Source organism: Paenibacillus phocaeensis (assembly GCF_900021165.1).
GTDB classification, from domain to species: domain Bacteria; phylum Bacillota; class Bacilli; order Paenibacillales; family Paenibacillaceae; genus Fontibacillus; species Fontibacillus phocaensis.
In genome coordinates, this window is record NZ_FCOQ01000018.1 from 389,347 (window position 1) to 405,243 (window position 15,897).

Annotated in this window: 13 protein-coding genes and 1 tRNA gene; 6 read left to right on the plus strand and 8 right to left on the minus strand. The window is 52.7% G+C overall.

Going from position 1 to position 15,897, the window contains the following annotated elements; all coding sequences use genetic code 11:
* Window positions 1-38: 38 nt before the first annotated feature.
* From BN3795_RS11840 to BN3795_RS11855, 4 genes are all read right to left on the minus strand, one after another.
* Window positions 39-1,142 (minus strand): Gfo/Idh/MocA family protein, encoded by a 1,104-nt coding sequence (locus BN3795_RS11840; RefSeq protein ID WP_068784866.1) that lies wholly within the window; start codon window positions 1,140-1,142, stop codon window positions 39-41.
* Window positions 1,142-1,873 carry a ThuA domain-containing protein gene (locus BN3795_RS11845; RefSeq protein ID WP_068784867.1) on the minus strand — a complete coding sequence of 244 codons (732 nt, stop codon included), beginning with the start codon at window positions 1,871-1,873 and terminating at the stop codon, window positions 1,142-1,144. The genes BN3795_RS11840 and BN3795_RS11845 overlap by 1 nt, the downstream gene beginning before the upstream one ends.
* Before the next feature lie 294 nt (window positions 1,874-2,167).
* A complete protein-coding gene (locus BN3795_RS11850) occupies window positions 2,168-3,328 on the minus strand; it encodes a Gfo/Idh/MocA family protein (protein ID WP_068784868.1) in 1,161 nt (386 codons plus the stop codon).
* 137 nt (window positions 3,329-3,465) lie between these two features.
* Window positions 3,466-4,293, minus strand: coding sequence for an AraC family transcriptional regulator (locus BN3795_RS11855; RefSeq protein ID WP_068784869.1), 828 nt, complete (start codon window positions 4,291-4,293; stop codon window positions 3,466-3,468).
* Window positions 4,294-4,444: 151 nt separating this feature from the next.
* On the opposite strand from BN3795_RS11855, the gene BN3795_RS11860 reads away from it, so the two are divergent.
* Window positions 4,445-5,488: a YkvI family membrane protein gene (locus tag BN3795_RS11860; protein WP_068784870.1), complete on the plus strand. Its 1,044-nt coding sequence runs from the start codon at window positions 4,445-4,447 to the stop codon at window positions 5,486-5,488.
* Between the two features lie 73 nt (window positions 5,489-5,561).
* Here the strand turns inward: BN3795_RS11860 and BN3795_RS11865 are convergent, their stop codons facing one another.
* Window positions 5,562-6,047, minus strand: a complete 486-nt coding sequence (locus BN3795_RS11865; RefSeq protein WP_068784871.1) for a CBO0543 family protein — start codon at window positions 6,045-6,047, stop codon at window positions 5,562-5,564.
* A 120-nt stretch (window positions 6,048-6,167) separates the two neighbouring features.
* On the opposite strand from BN3795_RS11865, the gene BN3795_RS11870 reads away from it, so the two are divergent.
* The 3 genes from BN3795_RS11870 to BN3795_RS11880 all read left to right on the plus strand — a co-directional run bounded on the left by BN3795_RS11870 (window position 6,168) and on the right by BN3795_RS11880 (window position 10,551).
* Complete coding sequence (locus tag BN3795_RS11870) at window positions 6,168-6,800, plus strand: copper amine oxidase N-terminal domain-containing protein (RefSeq protein WP_068784872.1); 633 nt, start codon at window positions 6,168-6,170, stop codon at window positions 6,798-6,800.
* 144 nt (window positions 6,801-6,944) lie between these two features.
* Window positions 6,945-7,907 (plus strand): FUSC family protein, encoded by a 963-nt coding sequence (locus tag BN3795_RS11875; RefSeq protein ID WP_068784873.1) that lies wholly within the window; start codon window positions 6,945-6,947, stop codon window positions 7,905-7,907.
* A 199-nt stretch (window positions 7,908-8,106) separates the two neighbouring features.
* Window positions 8,107-10,551, plus strand: coding sequence for a vWA domain-containing protein (locus BN3795_RS11880; protein WP_068784874.1), 2,445 nt, complete (start codon window positions 8,107-8,109; stop codon window positions 10,549-10,551).
* 96 nt (window positions 10,552-10,647) lie between these two features.
* Here the strand turns inward: BN3795_RS11880 and BN3795_RS11885 are convergent, their stop codons facing one another.
* Both BN3795_RS11885 and BN3795_RS11890 read right to left on the minus strand, forming a co-directional pair.
* Complete coding sequence (locus BN3795_RS11885) at window positions 10,648-11,475, minus strand: methyltransferase domain-containing protein (protein ID WP_068784875.1); 828 nt, start codon at window positions 11,473-11,475, stop codon at window positions 10,648-10,650.
* A gap of 464 nt (window positions 11,476-11,939) precedes the next feature.
* Window positions 11,940-12,013 (minus strand) — tRNA-Pro (locus BN3795_RS11890).
* Window positions 12,014-12,283: 270 nt separating this feature from the next.
* On the opposite strand from BN3795_RS11890, the gene BN3795_RS11895 reads away from it, so the two are divergent.
* Window positions 12,284-13,168, plus strand: coding sequence for an ROK family protein (locus BN3795_RS11895; RefSeq protein WP_068784876.1), 885 nt, complete (start codon window positions 12,284-12,286; stop codon window positions 13,166-13,168).
* A 96-nt stretch (window positions 13,169-13,264) separates the two neighbouring features.
* Here BN3795_RS11895 and BN3795_RS11900 read toward each other — a convergent pair whose 3' ends face one another.
* Window positions 13,265-14,257 carry a LacI family DNA-binding transcriptional regulator gene (locus BN3795_RS11900; RefSeq protein ID WP_068784877.1) on the minus strand — a complete coding sequence of 331 codons (993 nt, stop codon included), beginning with the start codon at window positions 14,255-14,257 and terminating at the stop codon, window positions 13,265-13,267.
* A gap of 256 nt (window positions 14,258-14,513) precedes the next feature.
* On the opposite strand from BN3795_RS11900, the gene BN3795_RS11905 reads away from it, so the two are divergent.
* A complete protein-coding gene (locus BN3795_RS11905; protein WP_068784878.1) occupies window positions 14,514-15,827 on the plus strand; it encodes an ABC transporter substrate-binding protein in 1,314 nt (437 codons plus the stop codon).
* Window positions 15,828-15,897 lie beyond the last annotated feature (70 nt).

Sequence of the window (15,897 nt, forward strand, 5' to 3'; positions counted from 1 at the left end):
CCGCAATGGCGTTTGCGGCACGCAGTCTAGAGCTTTCCTTAATCCAGCACGTACGGTTTTAGGTTCGTTGGCAACGCAGCCGGCGGCGTGCATGTGCTTTGCATCTCGTAGAAGCGGCCCGCCTCGGAGGCATCGTGGAACCCCCACATGGCCTCCAGTACGTGGTAGGCCAGCTCGCCGCTGGCGCGGTGCGGCCGGCCGTGCAGCAGGGCGCTGGCCATGTCGGCCGGACCGATGCCGCGGCTGTTCTCGGCATAGCCGGGAACCAGCGGAACCTCGGTCCAATTCTCCTCGCCAATCCGGCGCAGCTTCACCGGGCCGCCAAAGGAATTCGGGTCAGGCACCAGCAGGGTGCCTTCCGTCCCGTGGATTTCGATCGGAGGCAGTGTGCTGCCGCCGAAAATATCAAAGCTGGTGGTCAGCGTTGCAATCGCCCCTTGAGCGAATTGCAAGGTGCCTGTAACATGCGTCGGCACCTCCACCTCGATCAATTGCCCGTATTTCTTCTCGCTGGTAATCGTACGCTGCTCCAGCGCTGTGCCCGTCATGCCGGCAATCCGCTTGATCGGGCCCAGCAATTGGATTAATGCCGTCAGGTAGTAAGGGCCCATATCAAACATCGGCCCGCCGCCCTTGGCGTAATAAAATTCCGGGTCCGGATGCCAGAACTCATGACCGCGGCTCATCATAAACGCGGCTGCAGAGACGGGACGTCCAATGGCCCCGTCCTGGATCAGCTTCAGCGCGGTCTGGATCCCGGCTCCGAAGAAGGTCTCCGGCGCGCTGCCGACCATCAGCCCGCGCTGACGGGCTGCTTCGAGGACGGACAAGCCTTCCTCGCGGGTGACTGCCAGCGGCTTCTCCACATAGACATGTTTGCCGGCGTCTAACGCCTTCAGGCAAACTTCGGCATGCGCCGCCGGAATCGTCAGGTTGATGACGATTTGAATGTCGGGATCCTGCAGCAGCTCGTCAACCGAGCAGGCGCGGGGGATATTATATTGTTGGGCCTGCTCCCGCGCCCGGTTCACATCGAGATCGGCGCAAGCCACGAGATCCAGCGCCGCGAATTTTGCGCAATTTTCCATGTAGATGCCGCTGATTTTGCCGCAGCCGATGATCCCTGCCTTGATTTTGTCCATTATTGGCTGTCCCCCATGCCCGTATAGGTGTTAGAGCGGAGCTCATTCCCCGTCTGCATTTCCAGAGCCAGCCGCTTGCCTTCCGCTGCCCACAGCATCCCGCGCGTCATCATTTCTTTCACCGGGGGCAGGTCTACGATATCCGCGTGATGTCCGAGCGAGTTATAGTACACGCGTCCGACTCCCCAGCGCTTGGTCCAGACGACCGGCATATCCACCGGTTTGTTCAGGCGGTGAGGGCCGTCTACGACCGGGAAGCGGGTAGTCGCGAGCACTTCGACGGCGGGGTCGACATGCAGGTAATATTGCTCCGTTTGGACGCGGAAATCTTCGATGCCCTCGACCAGCGGACTGGAGTTGGCGATGATCTCAACCTGATAGTCGACTCCGTCATTGCCCGGGTGGGCGACCCATTGCCCGCCGGTCATGAATTGCCAGTCGACGTTATTCCGGAACGAATCGCACATTCCGCCATGGCAGCCGGCCAGACCGGTCCCCGCCTGAACTGCCGCGGACACGTTATTTACCAGCTCTTGGGCGATGGTGCCCATCGTCCACACCGGGACGATCAAATCCAGCCCCAGCAGCTTTTCCGCATCGGCATAGGCCTCCAAAGTATCGGACACCTCCACTTCAAAGGCATGTTCCCGCAGAACGCCGGCGAAGATTCCGGCGACCTGCTCCGGTTCATGACCATCCCAGCCGCCCCAGACGATTAATGCTTTTTTCATTCAAATTTCCTTCTCTCTTATAGGGTTGTTCAACAAATCTACTTCGGTTCACGATGGGTGTTCCGGAGAAGCGAGCAGTTTAATGATGCCAGCTAACGGACACCAGAGACGTTATGGATCCTCGTTTGCGTCGCTGCGAATTCTAACGGACGGAGGAGACCTTATTTCAGGTAGAAACGGCCAAAAGTATGCCATGTGAGCCCAATAAGGCTCCTGGAGTCCGTTACACCGGGAAATCGTCGGGAAATGGACGAATAAGGACCCTACGGTCCGTTAGAATCGGGGGCCTTCGAGTCACATCTCCGAGATATCGACCCAGCGCCGCTCCGCAACCGAGCGCTCGACGGCCTCCAGCACCGCCTGGCATTGTACGCCTTCGCGGAAGCTTGGCACCGGCTGGCGGCCTTCCCGGATCGCCGATGTCAGCTCGAGCATCTCGTGCGTAAACGTATGCTCGAATCCGATCGTGTGCCCCGGCGGCCACCAAGCCTCGGCATAGGCGTGCGCCGGGTCGGTTGCAAGCACGCGCCGGAAGCCCTGGACATCGGCGTCGTCGGAGGTGAAGTACACCTCAAGCTCGTTCATCCGCTCGAAGTCGAATTTCACACTGCCCAGACTGCCGTTGATCTCGAACGCATTGGTCGAGCGATGGCCGGCGGCAAACCGCGTCGCTTCAAAGCTGCCCAATGCGCCGTTCGCGAACCGGGCCAGGAACAGCGTGGCGTCGTCGACCGTTACCGGCCCCTTGGGCGCATCCGCGCTGCTCTCGGCGCTGAGGCCCGTCATATTTTCGGCCAGCGGCCGTTCTTTAATAAACGTCTCGCTCATGCCGACCACTTCGCGAATATCCCCGACCAAGAAATGCGCCAGGTCGATCAAGTGGGCGCCGAGGTCGCCGTGCGAACCCGAGCCTGCGATCTCTTTCTGCAGCCGCCAGACCAGCGGGAAGGACGGATCCAGAATCCAGTCCTGCAGGAACCAGGCCCGAAAATGATAGATCCGGCCTAACCGCCCGCTTTGCACCAACTTCTTGGCCAGCTGCACGGCCGGGGAGAACCGGTAGTTGAATCCGACCATATGGGCGATGCCAGCCGATTCAGCCGCCGCAAGCATCTCACGGGCATCCTGTAATGTAAGCGCTAACGGTTTTTCGCAAAAAATATGCTTGCCCGCCCGGGCCGCCGCAAGCGCAATTTCTTTGTGAGCATCGCTGGGCGCATTGATGTCGATCAGGTCGATATCCTCCCTGGCGACAAGCTCCCGCCAATCTGTGACGGTTTCGCGCCATCCCAGGTGCTGGGCTGCCTCTCGCACCGCTTCCTCATTGCGGCCGCATAACACGGCCATCTCCGGCTTTAAGGCGCCGGGAAAAAACATCGGCAGCGCGCGGTAGGCGTTGCTGTGGGCTTTGCCCATAAACTTGTAACCGATCATTCCGACTCGCAGCGGGTTCATCGAATTCCTCCGTTTCGCGGGTAAGGTAGATACTCTTCTTTCAAGAATCATTATAAATAGATTCCTTAGATTTCTCTCGCCAGTTTATGCGGAATCCTGGACAAAATATGCGTTTTCCAGCTTCACCCGAAAATCTTTCAGCGATCCGGATGCCGCAGGCTGGACGGGATGCCGCCGCGCAGCTCCTTGAATACGCGATTAAACGTGCGAATACTGCTGAAGCCGCATTCCAGAGCGATATCCATAATGCTGAGATCGCTGGTCAGCAGCAGCTGTTCGGCGCTTAACACGCGCACCGTATTGAGGTAAGTCTTGAAGTTCATGCCGATGGCGGCTTTGAAGGAACGACTGAAATGGGAGGGCTCCATCGAAAAATGTTCCGCCATGACCGCCACGTTCAGTTCTTCCCGGTAATGGTCCTCGATATAGGACAAAATTTGCTGCATCCGCGCCCGGCGGGATTCGTATTTTTCCTTGATCGAGCTGTCCGTAGGCAAGGTGGCTCCGTATCTTTGCAAGCGGCCGCAGAGTTCTAACAACCGGGCTTTCAGCAGCAGCGTGTAGCCGGGTTGACGATCGTGCTTCTCCCGGATAAGCTCGTCCAGAATCGTTTTAACCGGATCCAATCCAGGGGTATCCGCCGGAAGATAGGGCGAAGCAAACCGAAAATCGACGGGCCAGCTCTTGGACATCGTGATCCATTCCGGCTTACAGATGAGAATAATGATTTCCGACTCCATCCCCCGGCTGTCGAAGTAATGGATGTCGTTGCTGCCGCAAATGACCATCTCCCCCTGCCGGAGCAGGCGGCTTTCTTCGTTGACGCCGATCCGAATCTCTCCGGAGGCGACATAGATAAACTCGATCTCGGCGTGGAAATGGGGATAGAAAGTGATGCTTGAGCTCTGATAGATGTCCATCGGAAGCTCCGGATCCAGTTTCCAATTTTGATAGAACGATTTCATGCAGCTCACTCCGCGTCATCAAGATAGCTTCTCACTCCTACATGGTACTGCATTTTAGCAGGGGAATCCTCCTTTAATTTTGAGAATACAACGCATGGCTTGGACATAGGATGAGAAGGGACAAGATAAAAATGGTAATTATGGAGGATATATGAATGGTCAATGGGTCAAAATATTTCAAATCGCTATGACCTATATCGGTACGGTTGTGGGCGCGGGGTTTGCATCGGGACAATCCATCATGCGGTTTTTTACGGTGTATGGCCCGGTCGGGGCCGCGGGCATCGTCGTGACGACGCTGCTGTTCATCTGGCTGGGGACGAAAATGATGATCTATGCTCATCGCATCCAGGCCTATTCGTACCAGGAATTTAATGATCATTTGTTTGGCTCCCTGTTCGGTAAGATCGCCAACCTCCTGACCTTGCTCATTTTGCTGGGGGTTACGGCCGTCATGTTGTCCGGCACCGGTTCGATCTTTGCCGAGCAGCTTCGGCTTCCCTATCAATGGGGCATCTTGATCAGCATCGTTCTCGGCTATCTGGTCATGACGAAGGAAATGAACGGCATCGTCATCGTGAATGCAGTCGTCGTGCCGATGATCCTTCTGTTTACGAGCTTGATTGCATTCCGGGCCATTCAACCGGACACCCTGCTCAGGATGAACGGCTGGCAGTTGCAGCAACTGGAAAGTTACCGTTGGGCGCTGAGTCCCTTCACTTATGCGGCCCTCAACTTCGCCTTTATCCAGGCGGTGATGGTTCCGCTCGGCAGCGAGATCAAAGACGAGCGAACCTTGAAATGGGGCGGCATCTGGGGCGGCATCGGGCTTGGGGCGATGCTGCTGATCTACCACTTCGCCTTGAATTCCCGGATGCCCGAGATGTTAGGCTACGATATTCCAATGGCGGAAATCGTCCGCGACCTGGGGCCGTTCCTTCATGTCTTGTTCTTGCTGGTGATTTACGGAGAGATATTTACGACGCTGGTTGGAAACGTGTTTGGGGTCACGAGACAGCTGCAAAGCCTTTACAAAGTCCCCAAAAACGCGACTCTGCTTGTCGTTTTGCTTGCTTGCTTCTTGATCAGCCAGGCCGGATTTGCCTCCTTGTTAACGTACCTGTATCCGTTGTTCGGTTATATTGGCATGCTGCTGCTGTTCCTGCTGGCGTTCCGGCGCTTGCCAAAGCGTTAATTTCATGTCTGGCGGAAACTGAACATTTCCCCTATAGATTTGATGAGGGTCAGATAAGCGGCAGAGGGTTCGGTTAATGCCCGGAGGGGCCTTGTTGCCCGCTCCGGGAGACGAATAATCGCGCGTGCAAGCGGGTATAGCCGTAGACGGCCCCCAGCGCCAGAAGGTAGGACAAAAAGGTCCAGCCGATATTCCATCCGTTCCCGTAATGGATCTTGTCCAGACAGACGTATACATACTCGGCGCCGGTCAATAAGGCGGTGAAAGCCACGATCATCAAGGCGGCATTGAACCGAAACCGGGTGCGGAAAATGAAATAAAGCATCCAGCCCGCCACGATCGGATAAATCCCGAGATTAAACGGGATCGTGGTTACGGACTCCATGTGATCCGGATGCAACTGCCACCATTTGTAATAAACGCCGAGGTCGTTGAACAGCAGCGACATGAATCCGCCCGAAGGAAAGGCGAGCAGCATCGCTTTTTTGTCCCGATAAATCAAGAAAGCGCCGGCAATCCACGGAACGAGGAATCCGACGATGATATTGTTCAGCAACATGATCACCCCAGTAGCAGTATGTCCGGATTTGGGGTCATTTAGAGGTTCCGACTTAACGTTACAATCAATGGAATGATGTTATAATGGATAGCGAAAAAATCACTTTGGGAGGCGCAAACAATGAGAAAAGCTTGTTCCGTTTTGATTTTGGCGATCATGCTAGCCATGGCGAGTGTCCCCGCGGCCGCGCATCCAGGTCGGACCGATGCTAACGGGGGACATACTTGCCGGACAAACTGTGAAAAATGGGGGTTGGACTACGGAGAGTATCACTACCATAACGGTGGGAAATCGAGTTCAGGAAAATCTTCCGGCAGCCAGTCCAGCAAAACCACGACTCGCAAATCCTCTTCAACCCCAAAGCAGAAGACCCACAAAACGGCAATCCCTGCTCACAAAAAATCGTCTTTGACCCTGAAAGTCAACGGTCAAAAGGTCATGTTAACCAATGATCCAATTCTCGTTCAAAATACGAATCTGGTCCCCCTTCGGGAGTTGGCCGAGAGCCTGGGCGCAACTACAACTTGGGATCGCGAAACCCAAACCATCGGTATAATCAAAGGCGATGATAAGATCACATTAACGATCGGAAGTACGAAGGTTTACTATAATGGCGTTGCTGAGACTTTAAGCGCGGCTCCCCAAGTGATCGATGGAGTCACCTATGTTCCTGCACAAGCCGTTGCCAGGGGACTCCATGCGAGCTTAAGTTACGATAAGACGTCGGATACTTTGGATATCGGCAGCGAGTAAATTGTTTGAATATTTCATGAAAGATCTCCAATCTTCCCCGAAAACGGCCGTCCGCTAGTACATAATGGGTTGAGGCTGTATGAACCTATCTTATATAATACGGTTCTGAGTTCAGGTTCTGAATTTAATTAGGGGTTGATTCGGTTGAAATGGACGATCGGTTTGCGCAACGCCAAGACGGGTTTGGCCATATGCATCTGTGTGATCATCGCGGCGCTGCTGCACCTGGAGTATCCTTTTTACGCGGCGATCGCTACGATCATTTCGATGGAAAATTCAGTCACCAACTCGTTCACGGCAGGAAAACACCGGACGATGGGAACGTTCGTCGGGGCGATCGTCGGCGCGGGATTTGCCATGATCGAACCGGGAAACGCGGTTTATTGCGCGATCGGCGTCATCGTAGTGATATATGTATGCAATTTGCTGAAATGGAATAAGTCGATTTCCATCGGATGCATCGTCTTTTTAGCCATTATGCTTAATCTTCAACCGGGCGAAAGCCCGGTCTTTTACGGTATTAACCGGATTACGGATACGCTGATCGGCATCGCCGTCGCCGTGGTCGTGAATCTGGTCGTTTTTCCGCCAAAGCATGAAGCCGGCCTGGAAAAAGCGCGGAAGGTCGTCGCCAAACAGATCGCCGATTTATTCGGGCAGATCGCGGCATGCCGGGAACCCGTCGATTTGAAGAGCTTTCGCACAGAGCTGGACAGTCTGGTGAAATATTATCAGCTGTGCAAAGAGGAGTTCCACCTGACCAAACATCTGAACGACTCGATGGATCAAATCGGCGAGGAGATCGATTCGTACCGCCAGATTTATGAGCATCTGATCATCTTGCGGCGGCTCATCGACGAACATCGCCCGTTGCTTCGGGAAAGCGAGGCGTCCCCGGATTTGACTCCGGATCCGGGCGGAGATCGGATGCCAGCGGGAACTTCGGCGGGGCCGGAATACACGAACGAAGAGATGCGGCAAAGAATCGAAATCGTATACGCGTATCACGTGGATTGGGTTTATGCCGAGTTGCAGAAGCTCGGACTGCCGCTGCCGTTAAAGGAACGGGTTCGTTGGCAGACGACGGCAAAATTTAAAGTATCTTAAGGAACTAAGCAGCCTCCGGGGAGGTTGCTTTTTTTGCATCCGGCTTGTACAGACGGTCGCACATTGCGGCGAAAAAACCGGGATATCTTCGACACACCAGATCGAATTTCGCTCATATATATGGAGGGAGAAAACCTCATTAGAAGCGGAAAACTTCGATTGAAGCTCTATCATGAAAAATCAGAAAGAAGGGTGAATTTTGGCAATCGAAATTCAGAAGCAGGCGGGGAGCAACCCGGAGACTCCTTGCACGTTTCGGGTAGAACTCTCTGCGGAAGGCAGCCTCACCACCTTCGAATTGCCTTTATATCTTGTGTTTGTCATTGATGCCACTTCGACGATGGGGACGCAGGATGTCAACAACAACACGGAAACACGCTTCCAGGTTGCGGTTCAAGCGATTCACGGCTTCTTGGACATTATTTTCTCGGAGGAGTATGCCGCCGTTGAGAAACATATCGCCGTCGTATCGTTTGGGAACGGGGCCAGGGTACATGTCACGCCAGCCGACGCGGAAGGCAGGTTCAGCGGGTTAATCAATCCCGCTCCTTCAACGGTACCAGCCGGCGGCGGTGCGCCGGTACAAGATCATTACATCGGCGCCAACAGTTATGATCCGGTGCAGGCGGCGACGGCGTTAGCCAACTTCCGGAGCGTGGCGGACAAAACCGCTTTTTTCTATCAGAATGAGGAAGAAATTGAAACGATGATCAACAATATCAGTCTGTACAGCAATACGAATATCGAATCGGGCTTCCTCCTGGCGGGGGAACTGTTGGAGGAGATTCCCGTTGGGGCGCATAAGTTGATCATTCTTATGACAGATGGCGAGAGCGCCGCCTCGTCTACTTTTTATGCCTATTATAATGAAGCGGATATTCCAAACCGAATCAGTGCGGCAACGCTTGTACAAGAGGGGGGCGCGCTTTTTGCCGACTACAACGGGATCCGGGCGCAAGTGACCCTCGAGGATTTGACCCGGGAGGGGATCGATCCGAGCAGCTTTGATCCGGCGACCTTCTCGCCGCTGCAAACCGTAAGTCTCAAGTTGCGTGCGCTGGCCAGAAGTGAAGCTTTCTTTACCGTAGCAACCCAGTCGCTCACCATTAATCCGTTTGCCGGTGAATGGCATAACTTCGATGGAAGAAACCTCGACAATGTAACACGTGTGCCAGCCACGCCTAATTTGCTCGATGGCATTACTCTGAACGGTTATTACTGGTCAAACGGAAGAATTGGATTTGCCGCAAATTATTATTACTACCAGCGCAGCCCGTTTTTCGCCAGGGTGGGCGGGATTTGGCAATATTCGCAATCAGATTCAGGCGTCCCGCTTCAACCGGTTTATGAGGATGTCTTCTTCCGCCAAAGTTTGGTTGGACACGAGCTGGGGACGGTTACCTTCGACAACTCCGAGACGGAGCTGATGATTTTCGCCACAGATGAGAAAATTCCGCAAACCCGGCTGATCGATTACTACGAGCGTACGAGCCGGAATATATTCGGCAGTAACGAGGCCAAGCGGTTTATGATTGCCGCCTCGGAGGACATTCGTGCCAACGGAATTCGGATCGATACGATCGGGATCGGACATTCGGTCCTGCTGCCTGAATATTTGAATGAAACGGCGTCTTCCGGCCAAGCGTTTTTTGTCCCTCTCGAAATTACCAATGCTCAGGATGCGCTGCGGGATCAGATGCTTGCCGTTACCAACGCAGAGCTCGGTTTTTTCAGCAATGTGATGATTGCGGATACGATTCCCCGGCGCTCAGGCACTGCATCCGCTCTGCAGAATGATGGCACCTTCACGCTGGATCTGAATTCGCTTCAAGTTGCCTTCGTGCATACGCCGGAGAGTCCGGTTGTATTTCAGCCTGTCGATTTGAATAGCGGACGGGTCAGCGTGACCCAGGAGGCAGATCGTTATATTGTTGTTTTACATGCCGGGGACCTGTGGGCTCCGGAGGAAGCGGTGCTTCAAGAAGGGCGGTTCTTCAGAGCGGTTATCGCTTATGACCTCACTCCCAATCCGGGTGTAATTTCACGAAGCGGCGAGAACGTGCCCGATATTCCTGTCAATATCGATGCATTTGTAAGATGGACGGAAACGGATGTGGAAAGAACATTTCCCTATCCCCCAGCCCTGGTGTTTGTTCCTGCATTCTGCTCACCAGCACCTCCACCACCTCCACCACCTCCAGCGCCTGAACCTCCAGGACCTCCAGCACCTGAACCTCCAGCACATGAACCTCCAGCACCCGTGCCCCCGGCGCACGAACCTCCCGTTGTAGATATCTTCGTGGACCCCGAAGATGTTTTTCCCGGAGAAGAAACCGCGGTTGCCATCAATATCACAAATATTGCCGATGTGGCAATTGTAGAACGGCTGCGCGTCCTGCTTCCTGCAGGATTTCAATTTATTCCTGAGTCATTGGTCAACCACAATCGGCCGATTTTGGCGAAAACACTGGATGAGATTAATCTGGGCGTTAACGGACCCGGAGAAGTGGATACGGTCCGCTTCCGGCTTGTCGCCCCGGTTGAGAACCAGTTCAGGCGGCATAAGCTGTTTGCCACCGTATTTACCGTTCTGGGCGATGTTACGGCATCTGCGGAAATTCGAATCGAAGAAGTGTCAGAGTAATTGGACGGATTCTAAGCATCTTGGGTAGATGCAGTGGGCCTGTCTGTGTCCAGGGTCCAGCTGTTCCGGGGTGTCATAGCATGAAAGCAGGTGTTTCTATCCTCTTCTTGGAGAAGGTACCTGCTTTTTATTCCGTTTCCGCTGTCTGATGTTTTTGGGGGTTCGGATCTTCGGCTGCGCATGTCTAATTGCGGGCGGTTGGGGCTGGGGACTTCCCGCATCCCGATACTGGATAACCGGCTCCATATGATCCAGATAGAGCGGGCGGTCCGTTGCCTCGTTTGTCGGGGAGACGAGCCTTTGTTCTTTCACGTAGTCCGGCTCCTCAAACTCCTCATTCCTGCTTAGAAAAAGCATTTCCCCCATGGATACGGGCTGTTTCACAACAAGCAGATGGTACATAATCTGGTAAGCGACGTTGAACTGGGTTTGCCGGAGCAAGGCCAACTCAAATGGATCATAGCCGGATTGATACGCGGGGAAATAGAAAAATTCCATGCGCAGCACCCTGAAGTCAAACGGCAGCGGGTCGTCCTCCAGCAAGGACCAGGAGTTATTTTGCGATAACAGGTACTCATCTTTGTCGATCACCGTTTCGGAAGAATTCGTCCAGTACCGGGGAGAATGTTCATTAAACCATTGTTTAAACTGCGGGTTGATCATATGAGAGCTTGCATGAGCATACGGCGCTACAATGCAAACCATAGCTTTATGGCGGCATATCCGGTAAAGCTCCTTTAAGACGGACGGAAGATCATCGGCAAATTGCAAGCTGTGCGAAGCCATTACGAATTCCACAGAGTTATCTTCAAATGGGAGCGGACGATTAAAGTCATGCACTAAATCCGTGTCCAGATAAGCGACCCGATCTATGCCTATGCAATTGGGAAACTTCTGTTTTCCGCTGCCCAGATCAATCCTCAAGCTGATTCCTTCCTTTCCCTGCGTGCTTAACTTATCATATTCCGTTTATCGCTGTCCGCATATGTATTTGTCCTCGTGTATTTGCCCCAACATTCCATATACTCGATTTTTCGCATATAAATTGCCGCTTATGGGCCAATTTGCGAATTCTATTCGGTTTTTCATATAGATTCAGGGCATTTGCACCCGATTGGGGCGAATAAGCATGAAATATTATATATATGGGATCCAAGTGACCCGACATGGGTGAAATGTATTCGAATTTTCGCATACATCGGCAGAAAGCGCCGGCAGCGGGCAATTTGTATTCGAATTTTCGCATACATGTTCATCATACCCGCAGGGAACGGTGGTTTTTATAAGCACGAAAAAAGACAACTCCCTTTGGATGATTCATCCGTTAGGTAGTTGTCTTTAAAATTAGAACCAACACTGCGTAGAAACCGTTGATGCATTAAGAAAAATCGAGACGACAGGATTTGAACCTGCGACCTCTTGCTCCCGAAGCAAGCGCTCTACCAAGCTGAGCCACGTCTCGGAAATGGAGTATTGACAGTTAGTTATTTTACTCGGATTTATTGTTTTTGTAAAGAGATGATTTCATGAGGGATTAAGGAAAAATGGAGCGGCAGTTTGGTTCCTGGAAGCTAAGTACCGAGAGCTAGATGGAAGCTAGATGGAAGCTAAGTGGAAGCTAGGTGATAGTGCAAAAGAAGACAGTGTGTTATAATCCCATTCGACATTAATCCTGGGGGCGAATAGGATTTGGAAAATTTGCCCTAACGAGCTAACGGAGGGAGAAAACAACGTGAGAAGGCTGGGAGCGATTGAAGCGGGAGGCACCAAATTTGTGTGCGGCATAGGGACGGATGAAGGGGAAGTGCAGGATCGGATCAGTTTTCCGACGACAACCCCGGAGGAGACGATGAGCCAAGTTCTTGCTTATTTCCAGGGGAAAGAAGTGGAAGCGATGGGAATTGGGTCGTTCGGACCGATCGACCCGGTCCTGGGCAGCAGCACATATGGCTACATTACGACCACGCCCAAACCACATTGGGGGAATTATAATCTAGTCGGGGCCGTCAAGGCGCATTTCGACATCCCGATCGTTTTCGATACGGACGTGAATGGTGCGGCTTTGGGAGAATCCCGTTGGGGAGCTGCCAAAGGGCTGGACAACTGTCTGTATATTACGGTCGGTACCGGTATCGGCGCGGGGGCCGTCGTAGGAGGCAAGTTGATCCATGGTTTATCCCATCCCGAGATGGGGCACATCGTAGTTCGTCGCCATCCTGACGACACGTATGAGGGAACTTGCCCCTATCACGGGGATTGCTTGGAAGGACTGGCTGCCGGGCCGGCCATCGTCAAACGTTGGGGTGTCGGCAATGGGGCGGACCTGCCGGCGGATCATCCGGCATGGGAGATCGAAGCCCATTATTTGGCGCAAGCCCTGATGAACTACATCCTGATCCTGTCGCCGGAGAAGATTGTGATGGGAGGCGGCGTGATGAAGCAGGTCCAACTGTTCCCGCTGATTCGCCGAAAAGTGCAAGAACTGCTGAGCGGTTATGTACAGCATCGCAGTCTGATCGAGGAGATCGACAGCTATATCGTACCGCCCGGGCTTGGAGACAATGCCGGTTTGAGCGGAGCGCTTGCTCTGGCCAATTTAGCTGAGCCTCACGCCTAACAAAGAAAGGCCGTCGGAGGATTCTCTCCAGACGGCCTTTCTGTATGCTTGGGATGGCGGCCTGCCGTACGGTAGGTAAGCTCCCGCCGTCTATCGTCAAGTCGTCTCCCCGACAATCAACTCTACATCCACGATAGTCGTATTGTTAATTTCTTCATGTTTGTTCTCGATCAGTTGGACCAGCGTCCCCAGCAGCATCCGCCCGATCCGGTCGATCGGCTGTTTGATGGTGGTGAGTTTCGGATTTTGCAGCATACGGGTGAAGCTGTGGTGGTCATAACCGACGATTTTTAGCTGTTCGGGGACTTTAATCCCTTTTTGCTGCGCATAAATATATAGGGCATATGCCACAATATCATTACTGCAAAAAACACCATCGTATCCTGACAATTCAATCGAGGACAATTCATGGGTGATAAAATCCCAGAAATAATCGAAGGTCAGTTTGTTACGAGCGCCTTCGACGAAGTCGTATTCGATTCCGTGCTTCTGACAGGTGAGGATAAAGGCGTCTCCCCGCCGATTGGACAGCATATCGAGATCAAGGGGGCCCGAAATATGCAGGATCTTCTTGCAGCCTCGTTTGATTAGATGTTCGGTTGCCAGCTCGCCCCCGCGATAGTTATCCGAACCGACGCAAGGAATGTTGGGCGAAATCATCCGGTCAAAAGAGACGATCGGCAGCGTTGCCTTCTTGTATTGATCGATATCCAGCGTATGGCTGCACATGATGATCCCGTCCACCTGATTTTGCCGGAGCATGCTGATATAATTGGCTTCCTTTTCGGGATCGTCGAGCGAATTGCAGATAAGCACTTTGTAGTTTCTTTCATTGGCCTGGATCTCGATATATTTGATTAACTCGGAAAAAAACGGATGATTCGAGTCCGGCACAATGACTCCGATGAAAAAGGTCTGGCTTCTTTGCAAGGCCCTGGCGATTTGATTGGGATGATAATCCACCGCCTCCATGGCGGCTTCCACTTTCTTGCGGGTCTCCTTGCCGATATAACCGCGGTTATTGATCACGCGCGACACGGTCGTGACGGAAACCCCAGCTTGTTTAGCCACATCTTTAATACTTGACATTTAGATCATCCTTTTTTGTTGGTCCCTTGTAATTTAAAGTTCTATGGCGGAGAGTTAAATCCTTTTTAAACTATATCACCAATATGACAACGTTGCCATGTTTTTGCGGTTTATGTGTCATAAAATTATAATATTTCCCTGTTAAAGGCAGGATATTCAATATGAAAACGTTTGACATAAAAATAAAAAGTAATATAATGAACCATGAGCTCATTTTCAAACCGATCTCAAAAAATTACAGACTGGGGGAACAAAAATGAAGAAGTGGATGTCTCTTTCCATCGCCATGGCGCTGCTTGTTACAGTGCTGTCGGCTTGCGGAGGGAACGGCAAGGAAAGCAATGCAGGTCAAGGAGCGGGCGAAGCGTCCGGCAAACCCGTTGATATTACGGTTCTGGTCGGCAAAGAAGAAATCGCCAAGCCGTTTGAAGCAATGGTCAAGGAGTACAATGAATCACAGGATAAAGCCAAATTAACGATTATCCCATTGTCGGGAGCGAACGGTTATGAAAGAATGACCACGCTTTATGCCTCGAACAATGCGCCAACCGTGATCAGCATCGGTCAGGAACTGCCGCTGATGAAGGACAAGCTGCTGGATTTGTCGGATCAGGAATGGGTCCAAAACGCCTCGGCCGGTACTCTGGACTATGCCACGTACGACGGAAAAGTGCTCGGCATGCCGATGTCCGTAGAAGCGTTTGGTTTTATCTACAACAAAGCAGTGTTGGATAAAGCGACGGGCGGCAGCTTCGATCCTGCAACGGTCAAAACCGTAGACGATTTGAAAGCGCTTTTTGAAAAAGTGAAAGCCAGCGGCGTCGCACCGATCACGGTCACTCCGATAGACTGGTCGCTTGGCGCTCATTTCGCCAATATTCTGTTTACCGACCAATCGTCGGACCGCGATGCGCGTCACAAATTCATGGAAGATATGAAGAGCGGTTCCGTTGATCTCGCTAATAACGCGGTGTTTAACGGCTGGATGGATACCTTCGAGTTAATGAAGGAATACAACACGGCGAAGGACGCTCCGCTTGCCGCGCAATACGACGAAGCGCCGCTGCTGTTGGCTGACGGAGGCGCAGCGATGTGGTTCATGGGCAACTGGGCTTACCCGCAAATTAAGGAAGCCGATCCGGACGGCGAATACGGCTTCTTGCCGGTACCGATCAGCAACAATGCCGACGATTACGGCAACAGCCAAATTTCGGCCAGCGTCTCCTTGTACTGGGCCATCGATAAAGAGCAATCCACTCCGGAACAACAGGCTGCGGCCAAGGATTTCCTGAACTGGATGATCGGCAGCGAGAAAGGCCAGGATTATTACGTCAACCAATTCAGCGCAATCCCAGCGTTCAGCAATTTCAAAATTCAACCCGAAGACAGCTTGTCGCAATCGGTATTGAATTACATGGACAAGCAGCAAACGCTGGAATGGATGAACCTTTACTTCCCGCCGGACGGTTATCCGACCATGGGGGCCGCCCTGCAGAAATATCTGACAGGCGCTCTTGACCGCGCCGGAGTAGCCAAAGAGATTGAAGATTACTGGAAGAAACAGAAATAACACCGCTTGATACCGGAGGGGGAGGCCGTTTGGCTTATCCCCCTGCCGTATATTGAGAGCCCTTCTTGGA